The organism is Oscillatoria salina IIICB1 (genome assembly GCF_020144665.1).
In the GTDB taxonomy this organism is placed as follows: Bacteria; Cyanobacteriota; Cyanobacteriia; order Cyanobacteriales; family SIO1D9; genus IIICB1.
Genome location: NZ_JAAHBQ010000058.1, coordinates 14,080 through 37,365 on the forward strand (window position 1 = coordinate 14,080; position 23,286 = coordinate 37,365).

General features: G+C 41.9%; 24 protein-coding genes. 11 read left to right on the forward strand and 13 right to left on the reverse strand.

The genetic code is table 11. The features are described 5' to 3' along the window. Window positions 1–114: 114 nt before the first annotated feature. The 9 genes from sat to G3T18_RS17385 all read right to left on the reverse strand — a co-directional run bounded on the left by sat (window position 115) and on the right by G3T18_RS17385 (window position 9,237). Window positions 115–1,287, reverse strand: coding sequence for a sulfate adenylyltransferase (gene sat, locus G3T18_RS17345; RefSeq protein WP_224411836.1), 1,173 nt, complete (start codon window positions 1,285–1,287; stop codon window positions 115–117). 93 nt (window positions 1,288–1,380) lie between these two features. Then, window positions 1,381–2,673 carry a DUF6745 domain-containing protein gene (locus G3T18_RS17350; protein WP_224411837.1) on the reverse strand — a complete coding sequence of 431 codons (1,293 nt, stop codon included), beginning with the start codon at window positions 2,671–2,673 and terminating at the stop codon, window positions 1,381–1,383. A 218-nt stretch (window positions 2,674–2,891) separates the two neighbouring features. Then, window positions 2,892–3,185, reverse strand: coding sequence for a hypothetical protein (locus G3T18_RS17355; protein ID WP_224411838.1), 294 nt, complete (start codon window positions 3,183–3,185; stop codon window positions 2,892–2,894). A gap of 175 nt (window positions 3,186–3,360) precedes the next feature. Then, window positions 3,361–4,422, reverse strand: a complete 1,062-nt coding sequence (gene mnmA / locus G3T18_RS17360) for a tRNA 2-thiouridine(34) synthase MnmA (protein WP_224411839.1) — start codon at window positions 4,420–4,422, stop codon at window positions 3,361–3,363. A gap of 151 nt (window positions 4,423–4,573) precedes the next feature. Next, complete coding sequence (gene chrA, locus G3T18_RS17365; protein ID WP_224411840.1) at window positions 4,574–5,743, reverse strand: chromate efflux transporter; 1,170 nt, start codon at window positions 5,741–5,743, stop codon at window positions 4,574–4,576. A 100-nt stretch (window positions 5,744–5,843) separates the two neighbouring features. Beyond that, a complete protein-coding gene (locus tag G3T18_RS17370; RefSeq protein ID WP_224411841.1) occupies window positions 5,844–6,116 on the reverse strand; it encodes a ribbon-helix-helix domain-containing protein in 273 nt (90 codons plus the stop codon). 182 nt (window positions 6,117–6,298) lie between these two features. Continuing rightward, entirely contained in the window at window positions 6,299–6,910 is a 612-nt protein-coding gene (locus G3T18_RS17375; protein ID WP_224411842.1) for a MotA/TolQ/ExbB proton channel family protein, read from the reverse strand. Between the two features lie 286 nt (window positions 6,911–7,196). Then, window positions 7,197–7,991 (reverse strand): LmeA family phospholipid-binding protein, encoded by a 795-nt coding sequence (locus G3T18_RS17380; protein ID WP_224411843.1) that lies wholly within the window; start codon window positions 7,989–7,991, stop codon window positions 7,197–7,199. Between the two features lie 352 nt (window positions 7,992–8,343). Continuing rightward, the gene (locus G3T18_RS17385) at window positions 8,344–9,237 is read right to left on the reverse strand and encodes an alpha/beta fold hydrolase (protein ID WP_224411844.1); all 894 of its coding nucleotides are present in this window, start codon (window positions 9,235–9,237) and stop codon (window positions 8,344–8,346) included. Between the two features lie 179 nt (window positions 9,238–9,416). Here G3T18_RS17385 and clpS point away from each other — a divergent pair, with 179 nt between their 5' ends. Continuing rightward, window positions 9,417–9,722, forward strand: a complete 306-nt coding sequence (clpS, locus tag G3T18_RS17390; protein ID WP_224411845.1) for an ATP-dependent Clp protease adapter ClpS — start codon at window positions 9,417–9,419, stop codon at window positions 9,720–9,722. A gap of 123 nt (window positions 9,723–9,845) precedes the next feature. Then, on the forward strand, window positions 9,846–10,565 hold the full coding sequence (locus tag G3T18_RS17395; protein ID WP_224411846.1) for a CPBP family intramembrane glutamic endopeptidase: 720 nt from the start codon (window positions 9,846–9,848) through the stop codon (window positions 10,563–10,565). A 91-nt stretch (window positions 10,566–10,656) separates the two neighbouring features. Here the strand turns inward: G3T18_RS17395 and G3T18_RS17400 are convergent, their stop codons facing one another. The 4 genes from G3T18_RS17400 to G3T18_RS17420 all read right to left on the reverse strand — a co-directional run bounded on the left by G3T18_RS17400 (window position 10,657) and on the right by G3T18_RS17420 (window position 16,286). Beyond that, the gene (locus G3T18_RS17400) at window positions 10,657–12,414 is read right to left on the reverse strand and encodes a WG repeat-containing protein (protein ID WP_224411847.1); all 1,758 of its coding nucleotides are present in this window, start codon (window positions 12,412–12,414) and stop codon (window positions 10,657–10,659) included. 83 nt (window positions 12,415–12,497) lie between these two features. Then, window positions 12,498–13,151, reverse strand: coding sequence for a pentapeptide repeat-containing protein (locus tag G3T18_RS25580; RefSeq protein ID WP_449868170.1), 654 nt, complete (start codon window positions 13,149–13,151; stop codon window positions 12,498–12,500). Between the two features lie 50 nt (window positions 13,152–13,201). Continuing rightward, window positions 13,202–14,563 carry a DICT sensory domain-containing protein gene (locus tag G3T18_RS17415; protein ID WP_224411848.1) on the reverse strand — a complete coding sequence of 454 codons (1,362 nt, stop codon included), beginning with the start codon at window positions 14,561–14,563 and terminating at the stop codon, window positions 13,202–13,204. Between the two features lie 148 nt (window positions 14,564–14,711). Then, the gene (locus tag G3T18_RS17420; RefSeq protein WP_224411849.1) at window positions 14,712–16,286 is read right to left on the reverse strand and encodes a photosystem II high light acclimation radical SAM protein; all 1,575 of its coding nucleotides are present in this window, start codon (window positions 16,284–16,286) and stop codon (window positions 14,712–14,714) included. Window positions 16,287–16,764: 478 nt separating this feature from the next. Between G3T18_RS17420 and G3T18_RS17425 the strand changes: the two genes are divergently transcribed. From G3T18_RS17425 to G3T18_RS17465, 9 genes are all read left to right on the forward strand, one after another. Beyond that, window positions 16,765–17,148, forward strand: coding sequence for a DUF1830 domain-containing protein (locus G3T18_RS17425; RefSeq protein ID WP_224411860.1), 384 nt, complete (start codon window positions 16,765–16,767; stop codon window positions 17,146–17,148). A gap of 102 nt (window positions 17,149–17,250) precedes the next feature. Next, entirely contained in the window at window positions 17,251–17,688 is a 438-nt protein-coding gene (locus tag G3T18_RS17430) for a DUF4079 domain-containing protein (protein WP_224411850.1), read from the forward strand. 27 nt (window positions 17,689–17,715) lie between these two features. Beyond that, window positions 17,716–18,537, forward strand: coding sequence for a thiazole synthase (locus G3T18_RS17435; protein ID WP_224411851.1), 822 nt, complete (start codon window positions 17,716–17,718; stop codon window positions 18,535–18,537). A 191-nt stretch (window positions 18,538–18,728) separates the two neighbouring features. After that, the gene (locus G3T18_RS17440) at window positions 18,729–19,112 is read left to right on the forward strand and encodes a nuclear transport factor 2 family protein (protein WP_224411852.1); all 384 of its coding nucleotides are present in this window, start codon (window positions 18,729–18,731) and stop codon (window positions 19,110–19,112) included. Between the two features lie 75 nt (window positions 19,113–19,187). Next, window positions 19,188–19,358: a photosystem II assembly protein Psb34 gene (gene psb34 / locus G3T18_RS17445; RefSeq protein WP_224411853.1), complete on the forward strand. Its 171-nt coding sequence runs from the start codon at window positions 19,188–19,190 to the stop codon at window positions 19,356–19,358. A 109-nt stretch (window positions 19,359–19,467) separates the two neighbouring features. Next, complete coding sequence (gene psbP / locus G3T18_RS17450) at window positions 19,468–20,022, forward strand: photosystem II reaction center PsbP (protein ID WP_224411854.1); 555 nt, start codon at window positions 19,468–19,470, stop codon at window positions 20,020–20,022. Window positions 20,023–20,133: 111 nt separating this feature from the next. Beyond that, on the forward strand, window positions 20,134–20,730 hold the full coding sequence (locus tag G3T18_RS17455) for a Maf family protein (protein ID WP_224411855.1): 597 nt from the start codon (window positions 20,134–20,136) through the stop codon (window positions 20,728–20,730). 282 nt (window positions 20,731–21,012) lie between these two features. After that, window positions 21,013–21,444: a hypothetical protein gene (locus G3T18_RS17460; protein ID WP_224411856.1), complete on the forward strand. Its 432-nt coding sequence runs from the start codon at window positions 21,013–21,015 to the stop codon at window positions 21,442–21,444. 55 nt (window positions 21,445–21,499) lie between these two features. Next, the coding region (locus tag G3T18_RS17465; protein WP_224411857.1) for a hypothetical protein at window positions 21,500–23,286 on the forward strand (1,787 nt) is incomplete at its 3' end.

The following is a 23,286-nucleotide window of genomic DNA, read 5'->3' on the forward strand; positions in this document are numbered from 1 at the left end:
CTAACAACGTTTCTACTCTAGTTTTCTACTTTGGTGATGGTTGGCTGGTAACTGAAAAGTTCCCTCTTCCTCAATTCTGGGAATTGAATTGCTACCCAAGTTCTGTAATCATTACTATTCAGTCACGCGCATGGCTTTCGCCAATTCCGCAGCTACCTCTGGACGAGAAAATTCTGGGGGTGGCATTTCGCCGCGACGCAGCATTTCTCTTACTTTGGTTCCAGAAAGGTGAATTCGTTCTTCCGGTAAGCTAGGACTGGTTTTCGAGGTTGCCATTTGTCCGCTACGCTTACAGTAGAAAGCGTGTTCAAATTTCATCGGCGTGATGCCGAGTTCTCCTGGTTCAAATTCGTCAAAAATTTCTTGAGCATCGTAAGTGCCATAATAATCGCCTACGCCTGCGTGATCGCGACCGACGATAAAGTGGGTGCAGCCGTAATTTTTCCGGACGATCGCGTGTAAAATTGCTTCTCTTGGTCCTGCGTAACGCATGGCTGCGGGGTAAATGGCGAGAATTACTCGGTCTTTGGGGTAGTAGTTCTCTAACATGATTTCATAGCAGCGCATACGCACGTCTGCGGGGATATCGTCGCTTTTGGTTGCTCCTACTAAGGGATTCAAAAACAAGCCGTCAACGGTCTCTAAGGCGCATTTCTGGATATATTCGTGGGCGCGGTGGATCGGGTTACGGGTTTGAAAGCCGACGATGGTTTTCCAGCCTTTGTCGCGAAACATTGTCCGCGATTCGATGGGGTCAATTTGGTACTTAGGAAATAAGGGATGAGATTGACGTTCTAACATCCAGACAGAACCAGCTAGGTTGATGTCTCCTTGGTCGTAAATTACTTTTACGCCTGGGTGTTTTTCGTCGTTGGTGCGATAAACTTTGACTGCTTCGTGTACTTTGTCGTAGCGATATTTTTCTGTGAGTTCCAGGATACCAATAAAGTTTCCTTGAGGATCGTCTAGACGTATAGTTTCACCTTCAGTTAGAGGTGCTGCTACTTCCTCGCTTACTGATAAGGTAATGGGAATTGACCAAGGTAGTCCGTCAACCATCCGCATTTCGTTAACAACTTGTTTGTAGTCATTTGCTGACATAAATCCGGTGAGAGGACTAAAGCCACCGATCGCGATTAGTTCTAGGTCAGAAACAGCGCGTTTGTCAAGGGTAACGCGAGGTAAATTATCCGCTTGAGAGAGCAATTCCTGTTTTTGTTCCGGGGTAGCGAGACGATTAATTAGTTGACCGCCGTGTGGCGCGATCGCGTCTTTGTGTAAACTCATACCTAACTTCTGTCTATTTTGGCTGCACGGATTAATCCTATCAAGCAATGGAGTCTCTTTTCCGGATTTCTGGAGAGAGAAAGGGCGATCTTATTATGTCTCTATAGAAAATTCTTCGGGATCTATACCCTGATTTGTCCAGCGAATTGCTTCTCTGGCTGATAAAATGTCTGGCGGTATGCGGGTTGCATGAATATAACCTGTACTGGGACAAGTCATTTTTAACAAGTGAATTGGTTCGATATCCACCTCGTTTTCTATCTCTAATAAGGTATACTCTCGCCAACTATCTATTTCTTTAGCTGCTAATTCTTGACACAAGCGATCGTATCCAATTCCTTGAATTAAGACTCGCCGCAATTCGGCATTTTGCTCGCTTAACAACCATTCTGACTGCCACAAATTCGGATGTACTTCACCATATTTTTTGGGTAATACCACGCCACGATACAGATAGATACTATAACCATCTGCATATTTAATCGCTGCTTCTCCCTCAGCGTGCAACCGATTTTCACTATCAAAAGATAATTGATTTGGTCGTTCCAAAACCCAACAAGTTCGTTCAAATGGTAAAAACCAACCACATTCAATAATTAAAGACTTTAGTCTCAACCATTTCCTAGTATCTACTTCACATTCCAATACCGATATACAGTAATCAACCACACTAGCTAAAAATACATCAAAATTAGAACGAAACAGATTTAAAGTCAACCCCAAACTACTAGAAATACCCAATATAGGTTGAATATATGTTTGCTCCCACTCTCGAATCTCTGGCTGAGACATAAGTTGATTAAGCAAAGGTTCTCCAACTCCTTCCCAGAGAGGTTTACCTAACATTTCCCATTGCCAATCACCCAATTGAATCAATAAATCTCCCCCTGGCAATTTCCGCAACTGGTCGCGAATAAACTGTTGTTGTTGTTCCCAAAAAAGATATTCTTGTAACTGAGCAATTTGTTCGCTATTTTCGGCAATTTGCGTCCAAATTATTCCCGTTACTTGCATCATCGCTCCCAATCGTTCTTGGAAAGCTAATCTCTGGGTTAATTCCTGCCAAAGTTGCGTTTCTATTTGTTCGTTTAACTCACCCAAAAATAACTCAAAAGTAGATGGTATTGTTAATATTGGCGCTCCTAATTCTTGGGCTAATCGTTCAGGTGGCTGGCTGATAATTTCTTGTTTTAATATTTCCGGACTACTGAAAAAGCGAACTGCTGGCGTTTTTTTGCCAATAACCTGATAAATCTCTTTTACAGCTTGAGTGGCTTGTTGTTTATTTATTGCTTCAGTAGAAAAAGCAATTTTGCGCCACTTTTCCTGATAAACTGGAATCAAAGCTCTTTGTTCAGAAGTAAGCTGCTCGATCTTTTTAGCCATAATTTCCCCTATTTTAGCTACAATTAATTATTATCTTCGACCTTAAACCCACCCAAACTTAACTCGAAATTGAATTAATTACTTAGCATTCTTCTTGGCGACTTGGCGCGAAAATAAACTCCCAAATAACCTAGATAACCTCATAACTTATAGTCAAGTGTGTTCGAGTTTTCCCAAATAATTATCATCCCCGAACACACCCAACCAACAATTAACAATTAGTCAGCAACATAGCGCCAACCTTCAGGTTCGTATTCTCTTTGAATTCGTACCATCCAATCACCTTGAGGAACTGTAATTTGCTTATGTTCCTCATGGGTTAAAGTAGCAGTTTCTGACAATACCCGCAGATACAAAGTACCATCTTTTTCATATAATTCTGCTTGTCCATCACTAATTCGGTGTGTGTGTCCGGTTACTTCTCCTTCTGCAAGAATTAAGTGAGGGACTTTTTTACCTGTTACTTGCTTCGTAGGTAAGAGAATAACATCTCCTTGGCGCATTGGTAACATTAGTTTTCCTCCTATTTTTGGTGATGATATTGCTTTTGTAGCTTAAATATGATTTATTTGCCAATAAATTTAGGGTGCGTTAGCTAACACACCCTAAACTAAGATTGGTCTATTCAGGAAAATTTCCGCTTTTTTTGCAGAAAAATGAGGCTAAAGCCTAACTAGAAACAAACTATTACGAAGTTGCTTGTTTTTCAATTATGCCGCCGCCGAGTAACATTTCTTCATCGTAGAAGACTGCTGCTTGTCCGGGGGTGATGCTAAACTGGGGTTCAGCGAAGATTAGTTTGACGCGAGATTCTGTTAAGGGAATGACGGTGACTGGTACGGGTTGAGAACGATAGCGGACTCGTACTTGAGAGTGTATTGGTGTGGTAGGCTGGGGAATGGATACCCAGTTAGTTCGTTGAATTGTACATTCGCTGCGATCGCCACTGCTACGATTTCCGACTATGACTCGATTCATGACTGGATCGAGTTTAATCACGTATAAGGCTTCGCTATGGGCAATTCCTAGTCCTTTACGCTGTCCGATGGTATAGTTATGGATACCTTGGTGTTTGCCGAGGACTTTACCGCTTTCGTCTACGATTTCGCCTTCTTTCTCACTGAGATACTTCGCGAGAAATTTTTGCATTGAACCGTGGGCTTCAATTAAGCATAAGTCTTGACTTTCTGGTTTACTGGCGGTTTTCAAGTTAAATTCGGCAGCAATTTTGCGGGTTTCGCTTTTGGTTAGATCTCCTAAAGGAAAGATTGTCCCAGCGAGCATTTCCTGGGTAAGATCGTAGAGGAAGTAGGATTGGTCTTTTTGGCGATCGCGTGCTGTAAATAACTGATAGCGTTCTAATTCGTCATTGTACTCGATACGCGCATAATGTCCGGTCGCAATTTTCTCGCTGTCTAAGTTTGCTTTCGCATATTCCAGCATTGGACCGAATTTTACGGTTCGGTTACATTGGGAACAAGGTAAAGGTGTTACTCCTGCTTCGTAACCAGAAATCAAGTAATTAACGATATTTTCTTGGAAAACTTCGCGAATATCGACGATGTGATGGGGTATTCCCAGTTGTTCGCAAATAAACGCCGCATCTACCATTCCTTCGGAACAGCATTGTCCTTTACCCTTCATTAACCAAAGGGTAAGTCCAATTACTTGATATCCTTGATGGTGTAGGGTGGCGGCGGCTACGGAACTGTCAACCCCACCGGATAACCCGACGACGACTTTGTTCATGGAACTGGAAATAATTACGTCTAAATGATTGCCATTCCTAGGCTAACATTTATCAGATTTTTCTTTGTGAGATGTTATCTCTAGTTTCTCTAGATATTTTGATAAATGGATGTTTGGATTTTTGCTGACACAGCTACATAATTTGGCGATCTTAGATTAAGACTGAAATAAAGTAACCGATCGCTGCGCTTCCTAAAACGATCCAAGCGGCGTTGATTTTCCAGCGTAAGACGATTATACCAGCAACGATCGCGATCGCTATACCAACTAAATCTAAGGGTTGAAATAAGGTTTCGACGATTAAGCGAAAGGTGACTACTGCCATTAATGCTACCGCGCTCACGTTGACTGCGTCGAGAAAGGCTGCTGTCCATTTGGACTCGCGTAGTTTGGGAATTATCGGGTTGAGGATAGCGACGAAGAAAAATGAGGGTAGAAAAATTCCAAGGGTTGCGGCGATCGCGCCGGGAACGCCTAAAATAAGGTAGCCGATGAAGGTTGAGGTGGATAATACTGGACCTGGGGTAAATTGACCGATAGCGATCGCATCTAATAATTGTTGTTGTGTTAACCATTGATATTTTCCCACAACTTCGCCTTCTAAAAAAGCTATTAAAACATAGCCGCTACCAAATAAGATACTGCCTACTTTTAGGAAAAATAAACCTAATTCCCATAATGCAGGTTTGACGGTTGTTGTTACTTCGGCGGCAATAACTATGGTATTTTCCAATATGGCACTTAAATTTAAACCCGCCACTAGCATTGATGCGCTATTTTCGGGCGGATCTTTGCCTAATTTTAACCAAATTGCGCCAACTATCCCACCTACCAAAAGTGCGATCGCTTCGTTAATTCCTAATAAAATTAAAGGTACGACACCTAAACCAATTACCAACAGTTGCCGACTCTTAACGGCTTTTTTTCCTAATCGCCATAAAGCCCCAAAAATTATTGCTAAAACTGCTGGTTTTATTCCATAAAATAAAGGTTCAATTTCGGGAAGATTACCAAATTGTACATAAATCCAAGCCAAAATTCCCGTAATTAATACCGCCGGAAAAATAAAGCAAATTCCGGCGACAAATAACCCTGATAAGCCACCGTAAATATAACCGACGTGAATTGCCATTTCGGTTGAATTTGGACCGGGGATCAAGTTAGTTACACCGATGAGATCGAGAAAACGATCGCGTGTTATCCACCTTCTTCTATTTACCACTTCGTCTTCCATCATGGCAATATGAGCGGCAGGTCCACCAAATGCGATCGTGCCTAGTTTGCTAAATAATTTTGCCAATTCTAATATTTTGCTTGACAAAATTAGCCTCCTGTGTATTTTGAAGCGATTTTGATCTTGTTAATAATCTTAAGTTTCTCAGATTAAGGTTGAGTTATATAAGATAGTAAACCTGCAAATTTTACTCATTTTCCTGTTGCATTCGACGCTGATTTAACTTTTTTTCTAGCCTTTCAAATACCTCATCACTATTAATCAAATCGCCTTGTTCTGAGGCTGATACCCCAATCCCGATTTCTTCTTTCAACTCCTCAAAACGTCCCTGATAAATCTCATCCCGATTTATCAACAGTTTAATTCCTTCCTCAATTGCCTCATCAATAGACTGATATTGACCTCTGCTCACTTTCTCTTGGAGATATTGTTCCAATTCTGGCTGTAAAGAAATATTCATATTGCTTCGATATCGTTGACAACCGATCGGTAAATTTAAACTGACTGTGACGCTTTCGTTTCCAACTAAGCACTTTCAAGCTCGTAACCCCTATTATACGATATTCCCTATCTTATAATCAAAGGTATGAAAGTTAAAGGAAATGGCAAGCTAAGGTTTTAAATAGTCGTTATCAATTTTTACTATTTGTTGATTTGATAATAGTGTCGATATAGTAGTTCTAATTTGCCGCCGTATTTCTGAATTGTTGTTAGTTGACGGCGATATAATCCGCGAAATGTGTTAGCAAATAAAAGGGTGAAAATTGCGACGATTAAGCCTGCTACGGTGGTGATTAAAGCGTCGCTAATTCCTCCGGTTACTCCCGCCGTGTTAGTGTTACTAATATCGCCGAGTCTTAGGGCGGCAAAGGCTTCGATTAAGCCTAATATTGTTCCTAGTAAGCCTAATAACGGGGCAATGCTAATAATTGTTTCAAAGACGGTGTTAAAGCGCTTGAGTATGGTAATTTCGGCTTGGGCGGCAGTTTCTAAGGCTAAGCGAAATTCTTCTGGAGTGGGATGGTTTAATTCTAAAGCGGTGAGGAAGATTCGGGGAAGAGGAAAGTGAGAGCTGTTTTCTAGTAGTGTTAAACTTGTCTGAGAATTAGATTGATATTGACTCAGAAATTCTTTGATTATCGGTTCTTGAAACTTTTGTAAACGCCACCAAAAAATACATCGCTCGATGATTAGCGCGATCGCTACGAGCGAAAATACGAGTAGGGGTATTAAGACTATTTCACCCAGTCCCATTTTCTATTGGTAGATGGCAGTTAACAGTTAGCAGTGACCAGTGAACAGTTAGCAGTTAGCAGTGACCAGTTATCAGTTAGCAGTGACCAGTTATCAGTTATCAGTGACCAGTTATCAGTTATCAGGGAACAGTTAACAGTTATCAGTTAGCAGGGAACAGTTAACAGTTTATCCTCTTGTTTCCCAATCCCCAATCCCTAATCCCCAATCCCCAATCCCCAATCCCCAGTCCCCAATCCCCAGTCACCAGTCACCAGTCCCTAGTCCCCAATCACCAATCCCCCAATCAACCTGTTTTCGGGACTCGCTCAATTTGCGCGTAACCAGTGAATACGAGCATATTACCTTGAGTTTCTAGGCGATTAATCCGCATATTCACCCCGTCAAGGTTGAAACGGTCGAGATCGACCATATCATTTAAAATCTCAATCAACACATTCGTCAACTGTTCGGAAATATCTCGTAACTCTTCTGGGACTGCTTCCGGTTCAAATTTGGCATTTTGAAACTTAATCCTGCGCCGTCTCTCAACTCCGAGAGTACAACTTAAGCTTACTGGTACTTTACCATTGTCGCTTAAGTCAGCCTTGGCGAACAGTTTTAACCCGTTGTTGGGTAAGAGTTCAATTTGGACATCAGTAAAGGAAACGGGTTTACCATCAGACAGTTCTGTCAATGTGGGTAAGGTCAGCTTTTCTAGACGCTTCTTAACTAAATCCGCACCAAAAGCTTCATTAATATCTTTTTCTGTCAGTTTTACCGCAGCGATCGCTTGAGTTGGCTGCTTCAGAGACAAATTCCCTTGCATTACCGAACCAGCATCGATCGACACCGCATCAGTCTCGAATGACATCTCCTCCGCGCGAAATTGCCGACGAATTACTATGCCTCGACCATTCATTTTAAAGCTGTCGATGCTACCCTGCAACAGCTTACTCGGAGGGTTGCACCGAACCTGAACATCGACCAACTCAGAGCGAGTAAACAGGTGGCGCAGGGTATTTGTGGCTACGGTACTGAGCATATTTTCTGCCCAGTCCGCGCCGCGATCGTTACCAAAACCAACAAAGCCACCAATCATATGTCTATTTGCTTCTTTCTACGGTCTTTGTACCTTTGTAACAGAATATTAAGCGTTCGGCAATTAAACCTACCCTGAGTACAGTTTAGAAAAGTTTAACAGTCCCATATTAGACCCTTTTGGAGGATGGCAAGGATTGGGGATTGGGGAGGAGGTGACTGGGGAGGAGGTGACTGGGGAGGAGGTGACTGGGGATTGGGGATTGGGGATTAGGGATTGGGAAACAAGAGGATAAACTGGTCACTGCTAACTGATAACTGATAACTGATAACTGATAACTGGTCACTGCTAACTGCTAACTGATAACTGGTCACTGATAACTGTTCACTGGTCACTGGTCACTGGTCACTGTTCACTGGACACTGAAAACCCAGTCGCGGAGTAAGCGATTAACTTCTGTTGGTACTTCGTCGTGGGGACAGTGACCAGCACGAAGGTAGTGTTCTGTCAAGTTGGGATAATATTTCTTAAACTTTGCCCCTCTTTCCTTAGCATTCATCCAGGGATCGCCTTCTCCCCACAAAAGTAACAGGGGACACTGTAATTGCTGCAATAGCACGTCTACCATTTCGCCACGGGGAGTTTTAAACACGGAAGCGAAGACTTTGGCAGCGCCGCGATCGCATGATGGGCGATAAATTTCTTCGATTAAGCGATCGCTGACGGCGGAGCGATCGAGGTAAACTCTTTCTAGGGTTTTGCGAATCGTCGATCTTTGGCGGACGTATTGGAATAACAAATAACTGGGGATCGGTTGTAACAAAACCCAGCGACTGAGTTTACTCATCCACTTTTGCCAAGAGTTATTATTTTCGGGAACTTTGGTATCGGTGAAAGGTCCGGCGCTATTCAACAAAACTAAACCCATAACCGCCGAGGGACGTTGGGAAGCAACGCACAAAGCACAATATCCACCTAAAGAATTTCCCGCTAAGACTACGGTCGAACCAATGACTTCAGTGATAAAATCAAAAAGCTGATCCCGCCATAACTCACCGCTATACTGTACATCAGCTTTCGCCGATCGCCCAAAACCCAATAAGTCGATCGCCCAAACCTCAAAATCATCCTTCAGCTGCGCGATATTTTTGCGCCAATGATCTGTAGACGCACCAAAACCATGAACTAATAACAGTGGCGGGATTCCCTCTCGCTTTGTGCCAGCTTTGACATAATAGATAGAATGTCCTCGCCACTGCCAGTAATAACCTGGAATCGAAGCTTCTGCTGTACCTGTGGCTATCATGCCCTAAATGTTAAGTAACGTTAACAGCTTTATTTTATCGTTCCGTGACGAAGATGGGAAAAGCTGCTGAAGTTTGCCCCTGCAAGCTTTTAAAATTGTTCAGTAAGATAAACAATCGATCGCAGTTTTTCCCTATTCCCAGGAATCCTTGTAGAAAGTTAAACGAAAGGAGGTAAATTGTGTCCGTTGATATCCTGGAAAAGCCATCAACCACAACCATAGAGAAAACAAATACTGTCCGTAAACACGCACCTCGCTATCGAGTTTTACTCCATAACGATGATTTTAATAGCATGGAGTATGTCGTACAGGTGTTAATGCAAACAGTAGCGGGGATGACTCAGCCCCAAGCTGTTAATATCATGATGGAAGCTCATACAAATGGTATTGCTTTAGTTATTACTTGTGCTTTGGAACACGCTGAGTTTTACTGCGAAACGCTGAAAAATCACGGTTTAACCAGCACAATTGAACCTGATGAATAAATCCTTGAATTCTTGAAAGCTAATTTGACGTTTATCGGGCAATACCCAGCACCAGCAAGGCTGGGTATTTTCATTCTTTTTCTGCTCCTAATTTGGCTACCGGGGGCAGCGCCACTGTATTTTTTGTTTCAATCTGACCCCAATTTGGTGACAATTTTGACAATGGGGTTACTCTTACTAGAATTTCTGGTTTTAGTGAAGTTTTGGGGGAAGAAAGTTTATCAAGATTCTCAGATATTTAAAACCTACGGTATTGCATTTAACAGAAATAGTTTCCATTTATTTGCTAATGGTTTAGCTATTGGTTTATTCTTTACTTTGGGATTGTTTTTTGTTGAAAGTGCTTTGGGTTGGGTGAGTTTACAGTCTGCCAAAGTAAGTTTGCTGAGGATAATTGCTGAAGGATTTATCAGTGCTTTAGGTGTTAGTTTTGCCGAGGAATTATTCTTTCGCGGTTGGTTGTTTGATGAGTTAAAGCGAGATTATTCTTTAAAAATAGCGGCTTGGGCTAATGCGCTAATTTTTGCTACATTGCACTTTCTTAAACCTTTAGGAGAAGTTATGCGTACTTTTCCACAATTTCCCGGTTTAATTGTCTTAGGATTAACGTTAGTTTGGGCGAAAGAATCTGCGCGATCGCGTTTAGGTATTGCTATTGGTTTACACGCAGGTTTGGTTTGGGGTTACTATATTTTGAATGTGGGTGAAATCGTTACCTATACTAATCGAGTTTCTCCTTGGATTACTGGAGTTGATGGTAATCCTGTTGCTGGTTTGATGGGTTTATTTTTCTTAGGAATTATGGCTTTTTGGTTTAGGAGAAAATTTGAGAAAGTTAGGTAGAAATGTTGTATTTGAGTCTAGACAAGGTGATAATGCGTAGCAAATCTTCTCCCCTTTCCTATTAGGAGAGGGGTTGGGTGAGAGGTGATAATTAAGCATTTGCTAAACTAATAAAGCCCCATCTGTCTTTAACTTTTACTGCTGCTAATCCTTCAGAAAAAGGTGTCGCATCGGCAAATTGAGGCGGGATTACTAAATTGCCAGTAAGATTAATATAACCCCATTGATTACCTTGTTTAACTTGTGCTAGTCCTTCGCTAAACCAATAAGCTTGGGCAAACTCTGGTTGAATGATAAAATTTCCTTGGGTATCGATATAGCCCCAGCGATCGCCATCTTTGACTCGTGCTATCCCCTCGCTATACCAATATGCGTCTTCAAATTGCGGCGCGATCGCAAATTTTCCGCTTTTATCAATATAACCGTATTTTGCGCCCACTTTGACTGGTGCTAATCCATTAGCAAAGCGATATGCTTCGTCAAATTGCGGTGGAATGACAAATTTTCCACTCTTTTCGATATAGCCTAGTTTCACATTTAACCATTTTTTGGCTTCGACAGCGACTAAGCCTTCGGAAAACCAACTGGGTGTGAGAAATTGAGGTGCGATCGCGAAATCGCCATTTTTGTTAATATACCCATAGCGAGATCCTACTTTCACTGGTGCTAATCCTTCGGTAAACCAGTAAGCGTCTTCAAATTGTGGTGGAATAATAAACTTACCACTCTTTTCGATATAGCCCCACATTTTACCTTGTTTAACTCGTGCAATTTCTTCCTTAAACCAGTAAGCGTCGTCAAATTGCGGTGGGATGACAAAGTTACCGTTAGTATCTATGTAACCATAAAGTTTATCTTGTTTTACTGGTGCTAATCCTTCAGCAAAACGATATGCTTCGACAAATTCGGGGGGAATGACTAAATTACCTGTTTGATCGATATAACCCCAGCGATCGTGGATTTTTACTGGTGCTAATCCGTCTACAAAGCGATGTACTTGCTCGAATCTGGGTTCGATGGTAAAGTTAGCTTGAGTAGAGAAGATTATGGGCAGGTTTTCGGTTATTAAAGCTTGTAAAGCTGCCACGGCTGATGGGTAGCGATCGCGGAAATTTTCTTGGATCATTTTCTCTAAAATCAGCCCTAGTCTACTATTTTCCCTCACGCGATCGCGCCAATTGATTTTATCTTTTATTTCTTGAGGTGTTAATCCGGTTAAAGCACAAATCCCAATTATTCCCACTGCATAAATATCACTACTTAATTTGGGCTGGTTTTCAACTTGTTCTGGTGCTAAATAAGCACTATAATTAACTTGATTCTGATTGTTATTATCTCCTAAAAGGCTAATTTCTTTGATAGCACCAAAATCAATTAATACAATTTTCCGATCTTCGTGACGGCGAATTAAATTTTGCGGTTTAAGGTTCTGATGAATGATATTATGTTGATGAAGAATTTGCAAAACTTCCAAGATTTCCTGCAATAAAAATCTGGTTTCTGACTCACTCAAACAGCTTCCTGGTGGTGCTTCTTCACTAAGATTTTCTCCTTCAATATACTCTCGCACTAAATAAAATTGCCCATTTTCTTCAAAACGAGCGCATAAATTAGGAATTTGAAATTGATACTTTCCTAAACGATAAAGTAATTGTGTTTCTCGTTCAAATATTTCCCGCGCTTGAGCTAAAATTCGCTCGTCAGCAGAGCGAGGCTGAAAAGATTTAACGATACATAAAAGATTATCGGGTAAATCGCGATCGCGAGCCAAATAAGTCTTACAGAAGGCTCCTTCGACTACCTCTTCTAGTAAAGCATAGCGCTGACGGAGAATTTTTTCTCTGAGCATTTTCAATTAGGTTTTGCGCTTGAAAGATTTTATTACCACAAATGCGAAAAATTTGCAAGCTTTACAGAAAAGTTACTCGCGAATTAGACGGAAGTTCCCAACATACAGGCGCGATCGAAATTAGCTCCTTGGATAGATGCGCCTTCTAACTCAGCACAAAGCAAATTTGCTCCAGTTAAATTTGCCCCAGCTAAATTAGCACCTCGCAAGTCAGCCTCTTCTAAATTAGTATCACTTAAACTAGTACCTTGTAAATCAGCTTGAGCGAGATTCGCACCTTTGAGGTTAGCACCATTAAGATTTGCACCGCGTAAATCAGTACCCCGCAAGTCTACACCTTGTAAATTCACTCCCGACAAATTTGCACCACTCAAAAACGCACCCGCTACAGCAGCTTGAGTTAATTTGGCTCCCATTAAATTAGCACCGCGTAAATTAGCACCGCGTAAATCAGCATGACTCAAATCTGCTTGCATCAAATTAGTACCAACCAAGTTTGTACGCAAATCGGCGGCGATTAATTTCGCACCCAGCAAATTTGCTCCATCTAAACGAGCGGATTTAAGATTCGAGTGGCTCAAATCTGCTCCAACTAAGTTAGCACCTGCGAAGTTAACTTTTTCTAGCTGAGAGTTAGATAAATCTTCATCTTCTAAGTCTGCTCCTGGTAATTGTTTAATTTTTCCCGCCCGAATTGCTTCTATTTCCATTATTTTTCGATCTATCAGAGTCAGCATTTAAGGTTTTTGGTAACTGATTGAGAAAGGTTTTCCCGCAATTTTTATGACTACGATACCTCCTCAAGGACAATTTTTGCCTCTTCACCTACTTCATCCTCAAGTAACCACATTCCTGCCGCAATTTTCGGTTGACTGGCTTCGATACTCATTCCTTGCTGCATTCCCATGACTAACAAGGATAAAGCGTCAACCAGCTTGGGATCGAATGTTTTCGCTGCTTGTTGCTGACACTCAGCAAGGGCTTGAGCGAGGGGCTTGTCTTGGTTATCGTCTTGTTTATAAACGGTGACGAGATGTTGAAATTCTGCAACTAAACCGAGAATGCGAGATTCGAGAGGAATGCGATCGTAAGTTAAACCTAAAGGTGTACCGGAGCCGTCCCAATGTTCGCCTTGATGGGTGATAATGTGGGCGATCGCTTTCATTCTCGGCATGATCCGCAATGCTTCTACACTGGGTACTAACCGACAGCAGGGAGCCTGGTTTTCTTCTTCCGAAACCTGTTTGACTAAAGAAGGAGCCAAACGGTGCAGAAAACCTGCTAACCGCAAGCGCTTGATTTGCCACGCAGGTAAGTCTAAAATTTGTCCCATCGCTTCTGCTAGCCCTGCGACTTCCGCCGCCGCCATTGGATTAATCGCATCAGCTTGATCGATCAGTTGCGCCATGCGTAAAAATGCTTGTGTCTCATTCGAGACTAAGTTATCGTCTAATTCCCTGGAAAAAGGAACTGAAAATGGCTCGGCTAAATTTTCTTGACTGGTTTGTAGGTACTCTACCACTCGCGAAACTACTTTACCTAAATCGTCGCGTTGATGAGAGCCAAACTCGGCGGTCATCCCTGTTACTTTTTTTGTTAACTTTTCTTGTAATTCCTGGTCATATTTGCCAATATGTGATAATGCAAGCTCTACAGTTTCCCGAACTAACTTAGGTTCAAATGTCCAGAAACCGTAGAATTTCCGCTCTAAATCCGATTCGGGTTGTCCTTGGCTACCGTAATCAGCTTCAGAAAGTTCTTGACATAAAACCATTGCCGTGTATGTAGGCGAGATAATGATTAAATGCCACTCTTGGGCTACGGGATCGTCTGGTGTCAAACTAACCAGTGCCACGTTATCTTTTTGGCTAGTAGGATGTTCGGCAAAACCGCTACCAGGTGTTGCCATAATCGCGATCGCCTCAGCTTTCTTGGCGATCGCGCTGTAGCGATCGGCTTCTTGTAGATACCACTTACCCTGTTGAAAAGCCACGATCGCGATCGGTTCGCTTTGTGACTCTAAAATATAGTCTTCCAGAGCGTGACAAAGGGCAACTAAAGTATTTTTATAGTAAACCCCTAAATTTAAGGGTCGGGTAGTATGTTTATGTGCTGCTTCTAGTCTTTGTAAAATCGAGCCTTTTAACATAGCGATCGCTTTTTTCAGTTATCAGTTATCAGTTATCAGTTATCAGTTATCAGTTATCAGTTATCAGTTATCAGTTATCAGTTCCCAGTTCCCAGTTATCAGTTTATCCTCCTTGTTTCCCAATCCCCAATCCCCAGTCCCCAATCCCCTAAGAAACTGTAACCAATTGTTTTTGCTGCTTAGTTTCTACAGGTGCGCTGAGACATTCTTCTAATTCAGCACAACCAAGTCTTTCTTCCAAAATTTTCATTACTTCGCGTCCAAAATCATCAGGATTTTGTTGCCAAGCTTGCAGACAAACTTCACCGAAGAAACTACCTAAAGGTTCCGGGTTCCAAAGTAATTTTCGTGCCGTCCACGGCATCAAACTCATGGGATTATAATCGGGTTTGAGAATATTATTATCGAAGGCATATTCTTCTAAATGAGTATGAGGTTGTAAGCCGATAAAAAAGATTGCTGGTTCGACTTTATCCGCGCCGAAAATTCTTTCTAACTCTCGATGGTAAGCAATGGTTTGACGGATGGTTTCTAGACGTTCGTCGATGACATTAAATGAGTAATTCACCGAAACCAAGTCGTTAAAACCAGCAGCTTTTAAATCGCGGCAGTTTTGCAAAACGGTGCGAAGATTGTAACCCATGCGCATTTTGCGTACTAACTCTTGGGAACCACTGGTAATACCAATCTCAAAGTAGTTCATTCCGGTTTTGACCATCAAATCGCATAATTCGGGAGTGAGATTATCGGCGCGAATGTATGCTGCCCAGTTAATATCAGTCATGCCAGAATCAAGGATTTTCTGCAATAGTTCGACGGCATTGTCGATAAACTTTTTGGCTGGGATAAACTGAGCGTCAGTAAACCAGAATTTTCTAATTCCGCGATCGTATAACTGACGCATTTCTTTGACTACTTCCTCAGCAGGGTTAATTCTAACTTGTTTGCCTTCAACAACAGTGTAGATACAGTAACAGCAGTTGTGAGGACAACCTCGTTTAGTTTGGACGCCGATATAAAAGTCGTCTGCTTGCAAATAGTAGTTGAATTCGGGCCAAATACTTTCGATGTAGTCGTAATTGCAAGCCGATTTTTCCACGGGTGCGGGCGACTCGTGAATTAGGCGATCGCGCGGTTCGCTTTCTCCAACTATATAACACCGTTCGCCACTCAAATCTTCACCTTGCAGCAATTTTTCGAGCAACATTTCTCCCTCTCCCACGGAAACAACAGTTCTTTTGGGAAAGCTGTTTTTCAGTTGCTCGTAAAATACACTTACCGCACCACCACCGACTACCGCCCTCGCTTGGGGATGATATTTCTGGGCGCGTTTTACTCCTCGTCGCACTAAGCCTATGTTACGCCAAAGTTCGCCATAGTAAGAAGATGCCAAACGTAGACCCCCTAATGCACCGCGTAGCTTAATTAGGGGGTTTTTGGCGTAGTACAACTCAAAGGCATTTTGTAAGGGGTTGCCACCCCTACCCCCTACTGGTGCGTAAATTTGAATGTCTCGCCAAGAATAAACCAACAGTGTTGGTTGAAAATCATCGATATAACTATCTAATGCTCTACCAAAATCTAGAGGAGGTACTGTTCCCAGATCTAAGATACGTTGTTCTAACTGAGGAAATCTTTTCTGAACCCAGTCTGCTAGATAAACAACGCCGATGGGAAAAATTGGGTTGCACGGTAAACGCACATAAAGAATTCGCTGTTCCACGATCGTTTAATTAGTTATTAAGGTTTCTGGCTATTATTAAAATTGTTTTTTTTAGCACAAGGTAAAATCAATCATCCTCCGGTCGGATGATATTTGCTTTTTAGAGCTTAAATCCTCCTTTTTTTACAAAAATGAAGGCAGAAGATTAAAAAAGCTTTCATATAAGTTTACTTTAACGAGATTAGGAAGAGCTATCAACTCTGAGAAAAAAATTGTCAGCGATCGCTAAATCTTAAAGGTAATTAGCAAAAGCAATAAGTAAATTCTATCAGTTAGCTTAAGTAAAACACGTATAAAAACCGCTATTTACCATAAAATAACAGAAATACCTAGGAAAATACCTCAAAAAAGCCAATAACCTTTTGGTTATCTAGATAAACAAATCAGATTGGTATTCGTATTTACAGCTAATGGGGATCGAACGGTGCTAGCGTAGAAATTGTAAAACCTAGTGAAGTTCTCGATTGCCTTAATTATTATGGCTCAAATTCTCGATCCCCTCCCTAGTGGCAAGACTAATCGTATCTTGTGTTGCTATGTTAATGCCACCAGCAAAGTACAAATAGCCCGAATTACGAATATCGATAACTGGTATTTTGAACGGGTGGTTTTTCCTGGACAGCGCTTAGTTTTTGAAGCGGTACCAGAAGCTTTGTTAGAGATCCATACAGGAATGATGGCAAGTGCTATCCTTGACGATACCATTCCCTGTACTCGTCTCAGAGTAGATGAAGGCGAAGATTCCCCAGTAGATTACGAACCGGAAACAAAAACCGAGAATAAAAACGAAATTGTTTCACAAACTGATAGAAAAAGCCGCAGTTTTGCAACTCCTTTAATAACAGCAGTTAATTTTGCCTAGTTTACCAAAAAAAGGTTAATTAGACAAGAGGGTTGCCTGAGAGCAGCCCTTTAATTTTTGCGTCAGAAAGCATAAGCTAAGGAAAAAACAGTAAGCGCATAAATGGACTTACCATCTTTTCTCTGGCTTTGGAAAATAGCTGCTTGGTCGATGGGTTTAGCGATTTTTGCCTATCTGCTGCAAGCTATTAGTGGTATATGGATGTACAACAAACGCACCCAAGGACAAAGACGTGCGAGTTGGTTGCGACAGTTTCATTATGGAATTGGTGGGGTAATGGTAGGGCTGGTGTTACTACTGTTGCTAATCGGGATTGTGGGAACTCTGGGACATTATGGTAGTCTGGGTCACTCACCGCATTTAGTTGCTGGTTTATCGGTAGTAGCGTTAGTATTAGTTTCTGCCTGGAGTGCAACTCAGATTAGTCCGAGCAAACCTTGGGCGCTCTCGCTCCACATGACGACGAATATTATTTTATTCCTCGGCTTTGCTTGTGTTTCGCTTACAGGCTGGACTGTAGTTCAAAAATATTTACCATAAAAATAATCGATTGATAATAACGTCCAGATGACTAATACACTAATTAAAACAGCACCGAAAAGCGATCTTTTAACAATCGGCGATCGCACTTTTTCTTCCCGACTGATGACAGGTACGGGTAAATATAGCAGCATCGAAATTATGCAACAGAGTATCGCGGCTTCTGGTTGCGAAATTGTCACCGTTGCAGTACGTCGCGTACAAACCAAAGCACCAGGACACGAAGGACTCGCAGAAGCGTTAGACTGGTCAAAAATATGGATGTTGCCAAACACTGCTGGCTGTCAAACAGCCGAAGAAGCAGTCAGAGTTGCCCGTTTAGGGCGAGAAATGGCGAAATTATTAGGGCAAGAAGATAATAACTTTGTCAAACTAGAAGTTATTCCCGATCCGAAATATTTGCTACCCGATCCGATCGGTACTTTACAAGCAGCAGAACAGTTAATTAAAGAAGGTTTTGCCGTTTTACCTTACATTAATGCCGATCCAGTCTTAGCGAAAAGATTAGAAGAAGCAGGATGCGTTACAGTAATGCCGTTAGGATCGCCGATTGGTTCTGGACAAGGAATCAAAAATGAGGCGAATATTAGAATTATCGTCGCAGAAGCGAAAATTCCCGTAGTTGTAGATGCGGGAATTGGTACGCCCTCAGAAGCAGCTTACTCGATGGAAATGGGCGCAGATGCTTTATTAATTAATAGCGCGATCGCACTTGCCAAAAACCCAGTCGTAATGGCACAAGCAATGGGTAACGCTACAGTTGCAGGTAGACTTGGCTATCTTGCCGGACGCATTCCCATCAAAAGTTATGCTAGCGCTAGCTCGCCCCTCACGGGTACGATTGATTAGGGATTAGGGATTAGGGAGACAAGGAGGAGGGAGAGGACAAGGGAGAGGGGGGAGACAAGGTAGAGGGGGAGGACAAAGAGGAATTGTTGAACCAACTTATCACAACAGCTAATTCCCAGTCCCAGTCCCCAGTCCCCAGTCCCCAATCACCAGTCCCCAATCACCAGTCCCCAGTCACCAACTACTATCTTATGAACAATAATGACCTTTTAGCAGCAAACGCAGCGTTTTATCGCGCCTTTGAAAAGAAAGATATCCAAGCGATGAGTAAGGTTTGGTCTTCCGGGACTGGTAGTTTGTGCATTCATCCGGGAGGTAAAATTATCCAAGGATGGAATGATATTCACACCTCTTGGGAGAAAATTTTTCAGGCTACTCAATACTTGGAAATTGAAACAGAAGTTACTTCTGTAGAAGTTAGCGGCGATCTTGGCTATGTGGTTTTGCGGGAAAATGTTTTGCAAATCAGTCGTGGTAGAAGACTGCAAGCACAATCGATCGCTACAAATATATTTGCAAAAATGGCAGAAAAATGGTATATGGTGCATCACCATGCTAGTCCTCTGATGCGCTAGAAAAGCGATCGCTTGTCCAAAGTTACCAAAATTTAGTAAAATTTCTTTAATAAAAGCAACAAAAGGTTACAAAAAATGCCCTACACAGAAGAAGACGGTGGATTAATAAATAATTTTGCGGTAGAACCAAAAGTATATAAAGCCGAAGCACCGACAAAAAAGCAACAGCGCAATTATCTAATTTTAGGAGTTATGGCGGCGATTTTAGTCGGTGGTTTATTTTTCGTTGCCTTTTCAGTCTCTTAAGGTTTAGTTAAGATTAGGAATTTGGGTAGGGTGAAGAAATACCTTACCCGGCGAGCGATCGCTCCTCATGAGACAATTAATACAGGCGGCAGAACTCAAAAGGAGAAAGATGCTCAAATCATTTTTTGTCAGTGTCCTAATTATCTTGAGCCTTTGTCTGTACGGTTGCTCGACAGGTGTTAGTGGACTACAAAGCTATGTTGATAGCGTGCAGGGGTACGAATTTCTTTATCCTAATGGCTGGGTACAAGTAGAGGTGAAAAATTCCTCTGAGGGAGTAGACGCTATTTTTCGCGATATTGTTGAGCGAACGGAAAATTTAAGCGTAGTAATTAGTAGTATTCGCGAAGGAGAAAGTTTAGAAGATTTAGGTACTCCCTCCGAAGTAGGCTATAGATTTCTGAAAAAAGCCAATCAAGAAGCAAGAAATACTCGGAAAACTGAATTTATTAGTGCCGATTCTCAAACAGATAAAAACAATCAGACTTACTATATTTTGGAGTATGAAGTAGAACTACCCAACGGTCAAGAAAGACATAATCTTGCTAGTATTGCAGTTAGTCGCGGTAAACTATTCACCTTTAATCTCTCAACTCGCGAACCTCGTTGGACAAAAGTAGAAAATTTGTTTAAAACAGCAGTAAGTTCTTTCCGAGTTTACTAAGAAAAATTTGGGTATCTGCTAGCAAATAGAGTTGGTAACATTAGTAATAATTAACCAGATTGGTTGAGTTACTAAGGAAAAAATCACCTCTTTGTTCGATTAATTAATGAGATGAATTTGCCAAGTTTTATCTTAGCTTCTGCTTCACCTGCTCGTCGTCGCCTGCTGGAAATAGCAGGCATAAAACCGCTTGTTTGTCAAAGTAATTTTGACGAATCGCAGATCGAGTTAACTGAGGCAGCTCAGTTAGTGCAAAAATTAGCTTTATGTAAAGCAGAAGTAGTTGCAGAAAATTTTACTGATGGTTTGATTTTAGGTTGCGATTCGGTGTTAGAAATCGGTGGAGAGATTTACGGGAAACCAGAAAATGCAGAAGTGGCGATCGCGCGCTGGCAGAAAATGTCAGGAAATACAGGTATTTTATATACAGGTCATGCCCTAATCGATCGCCTTCAGCAACGGAAAATAGTACATTGCGGTAAAACTAAAGTAACATTCGCTCAAATCAGCGATCGCGAAATTAGCGCTTATGTCGCTAGCGGCGAACCCCTCAAATGTGCTGGCGCTTTTGCACTCGAAGGAAAAGGCGGACTTTTTGTTGAGAGCATAGAAGGTTGTCACAGTAACATCATCGGTCTGAGTTTACCTTTATTGCGTCGAATGCTAGCTGAACTTGGTTACAACGTTACTGATTTTTGGCAAAGTTAGGAACTGGGGACTGGGGACTGGGGACTGGTGATTAGGGACTGGTGAGTGGGGACTGGGTAAACTATTCGGCATTTTAATCAAAATATCAGCAATTGCGGCGAAATGGTTGTAGTACGACCATCTTGGTCGCTACTTGTATCCAATTGAAATCTCACATTCCCAATTTTCCCAATCCCCAATTACCCAATCCCCAATCCCCAATCCCCAATTACCCAATCCCTAGTCCCCAATCACCCAATCTTTGATATAGTCAAGGAAATTCCGGATTTGGGGAAGACGATAATGGCGGCAAGCGACCAATTCAAAGAATATATCAAAGAAGGAAAGATTTTTGAAGCTCTAACGCTAGCTTTGAGTGAAGCAATCGAGCTAGAAATTACGACCTGGGTCTCCACAGCTAACGATAACCCAAATGGGTCAAATCCAGATCGTCCGGTTCCAGGTAATTGTTTGCGTACCAGGATGAATATGGTAGACGGAGACATCGAAAACGAAGTTGGAACTCAGTTTATTGGTAATGCTCCCTACACCGAACTGCGAGAATTTCATTTAGAACAGGTAAAGGAAGGACGTAAAACTATCCAACAAAATCTGGAAAGTTTGCAACAAATGTTTGTGGTTTTAGCGAGTACAGCCTCTCAACTGCCCCAAGCATCGCACAGAATAAAAGAAGGAAACCCTGCACTTTCTCCTTCCCAGGAAGAAGATTTATAACTAGCAAAAAATTGGCAGGGAGCAAAAAACTGGAGACTTCAGGGAGATAATTGTTATGCCGTCGAGCGACAACTTCAAAGAGGCAATCAAAGCGGGCAAGCTTAGGGATGCGCTTGTACTAGCAATGAGTCAAGCCATTGAGTTGAAAATTACTACCTGGGTAAGTTCGGCAAAAGATACAGCGATCGCTCCACAACCAGGAAAGCGACTGCAAACGCGCATTAATTTGGTTGATGGAGATATCGAAAACGAAATTGGCGATCGCTTTATCGGTACAGGTCCCTATAGAGAATTGCGACAATTTCATTCTCAACAAGTTGCTTTTGCTAATCAAACCATTCAAGGCAATCTCCAAAGTTTACAACAGCTATTCGCGGTTTTACTGGCTTGGCAGCGACGGAATCTGGATGAGGAGCGCTCGAGCGTCCAAATATCGGCAGTAGAAACTAGACTACTCGGCTCGGAACCAGAACTGGCGGATTTATCTAATATTCCTGAAGTTACTTCGGATTTAATCTCCTCTGAGAGCGATCGCGAAATTTCCGCCGAGGAAACTGAGGAAGATGAAGATTGGGACGATGAAGTTACAAATTTTCTCGCCTCTCTTCCTTTAGAAGAAACTGAACAAACAAAGCTTTCTCCTGACGAGATTGAAGCAGATTTAGATCGAGAACGCTTGTCTGCATCTCTGTCTCGAACAGAAGCTTCTCTAGATGAGCAGAATTACTTCGCTCAACCAGCAAATCCAGTGGCGCCAACGCCAGAAATGCCAGTTTCGGATTTGGAAATAGAAGATTGGGAAGAGTCCGTTCCAGTATATTCTCCGCCAGAAGTAAGCGAAGCCTCAACAGATTCGGTTTCTTCAGAAAGTCTTGTTGCACAGACAGACGAGCAGTTGAGAGGTGAATATGCAGCTAGAACACCTTCTCTAGGGCTTGAAGAGGAAGATCGCGAGCAAGACTACACGCAACCAACTTATCCGGAGGCTAGTCGTATAGAAGAAGATGCTGCTCCTCCAAGGGAAAATTTAATCCTCGCATCATCCGAAGTTACGCCAACTGTTGCTGAGGAAAGAGAAAATGCCGATACAGATTTAGAAGATTGGGGCGATTTTCTCGAAGAAGAATTATCCGAAACTGAAGCAGAAGATTTGCCTTCGTTTAATCTGGAAGAAGAACAGACAGTTACTTCCCGTAGCGATCGCACCACAACAGATTGGGAAGATTCAGATTTATTCGATGAGGAGTTATCCCAACAGGAGACAGCAGCAGAAATAGCTTCTTGGAATTTACGAGAAGCTGAAGATCGCTCTTTGACAGAAACAGATACTTCTAGGGAAGATATCGCTGATGAAGATGATTGGGGCGATATTTTACCAGCAGAATCTACTGAAGACTTCGCTGCTTGGGAATTAGAGGAGGAAACTACTACAGCTACATCAGATTCAGATTTTGATGAAGATGGAGAGATTTTGGCAGAAGATTCTTCAACTCAATCTGATTTACTATCTGAAGAATTAAATGAAGAAGCTACAACTACTCTATCAGCAGCAGAAAGTTTAACTGATGAGGAATTTTCTTCTCCTGATACAGATTTATTCGATACCGGAGAAACTTCTTTCACACAGGAAACTGAAACTAGTGTTTCCGAGGATGAAGATTGGGGAGATTTAGAACAAGAGATTTCTTCTCCTGATGCAGATTTATTCGATACCGGAGAAACTTCTTTCACACCGGAAACTGAAACTAGTGTTTCCGAGGATGAAGATTGGGGAGATTTAGAACAAGAGATTTCTTCTCCTGATGCAGATTTATTCGATACCGGAGAAACTTCTTTCACACA

Excerpts from the sequence above, each read along its gene's own strand:
- sat (WP_224411836.1), bottom strand. The coding sequence starts at position 1,287 with ATGAGTTTACACAAAGACGCGATCGCGCCACACGGCGGTCAACTAATT.
- G3T18_RS17350 (WP_224411837.1), bottom strand. The coding sequence starts at position 2,673 with ATGGCTAAAAAGATCGAGCAGCTTACTTCTGAACAAAGAGCTTTGATT.
- G3T18_RS17355 (WP_224411838.1), bottom strand. The coding sequence starts at position 3,185 with ATGTTACCAATGCGCCAAGGAGATGTTATTCTCTTACCTACGAAGCAA.
- mnmA (WP_224411839.1), bottom strand. The coding sequence starts at position 4,422 with ATGAACAAAGTCGTCGTCGGGTTATCCGGTGGGGTTGACAGTTCCGTA.
- G3T18_RS17370 (WP_224411841.1), bottom strand. The coding sequence starts at position 6,116 with ATGAATATTTCTTTACAGCCAGAATTGGAACAATATCTCCAAGAGAAA.
- G3T18_RS17375 (WP_224411842.1), bottom strand. The coding sequence starts at position 6,910 with ATGGGACTGGGTGAAATAGTCTTAATACCCCTACTCGTATTTTCGCTC.
- G3T18_RS17380 (WP_224411843.1), bottom strand. The coding sequence starts at position 7,991 with ATGATTGGTGGCTTTGTTGGTTTTGGTAACGATCGCGGCGCGGACTGG.
- G3T18_RS17385 (WP_224411844.1), bottom strand. The coding sequence starts at position 9,237 with ATGATAGCCACAGGTACAGCAGAAGCTTCGATTCCAGGTTATTACTGG.
- G3T18_RS17400 (WP_224411847.1), bottom strand. The coding sequence starts at position 12,414 with ATGCTCAGAGAAAAAATTCTCCGTCAGCGCTATGCTTTACTAGAAGAG.
- G3T18_RS25580 (WP_449868170.1), bottom strand. The coding sequence starts at position 13,151 with ATGCTGACTCTGATAGATCGAAAAATAATGGAAATAGAAGCAATTCGG.
- G3T18_RS17415 (WP_224411848.1), bottom strand. The coding sequence starts at position 14,563 with ATGTTAAAAGGCTCGATTTTACAAAGACTAGAAGCAGCACATAAACAT.
- G3T18_RS17425 (WP_224411860.1), top strand. The coding sequence starts at position 16,765 with ATGGCTCAAATTCTCGATCCCCTCCCTAGTGGCAAGACTAATCGTATC.
- G3T18_RS17430 (WP_224411850.1), top strand. The coding sequence starts at position 17,251 with ATGGACTTACCATCTTTTCTCTGGCTTTGGAAAATAGCTGCTTGGTCG.
- G3T18_RS17435 (WP_224411851.1), top strand. The coding sequence starts at position 17,716 with ATGACTAATACACTAATTAAAACAGCACCGAAAAGCGATCTTTTAACA.
- G3T18_RS17440 (WP_224411852.1), top strand. The coding sequence starts at position 18,729 with ATGAACAATAATGACCTTTTAGCAGCAAACGCAGCGTTTTATCGCGCC.
- psb34 (WP_224411853.1), top strand. The coding sequence starts at position 19,188 with ATGCCCTACACAGAAGAAGACGGTGGATTAATAAATAATTTTGCGGTA.
- psbP (WP_224411854.1), top strand. The coding sequence starts at position 19,468 with ATGCTCAAATCATTTTTTGTCAGTGTCCTAATTATCTTGAGCCTTTGT.
- G3T18_RS17455 (WP_224411855.1), top strand. The coding sequence starts at position 20,134 with ATGAATTTGCCAAGTTTTATCTTAGCTTCTGCTTCACCTGCTCGTCGT.
- G3T18_RS17460 (WP_224411856.1), top strand. The coding sequence starts at position 21,013 with ATGGCGGCAAGCGACCAATTCAAAGAATATATCAAAGAAGGAAAGATT.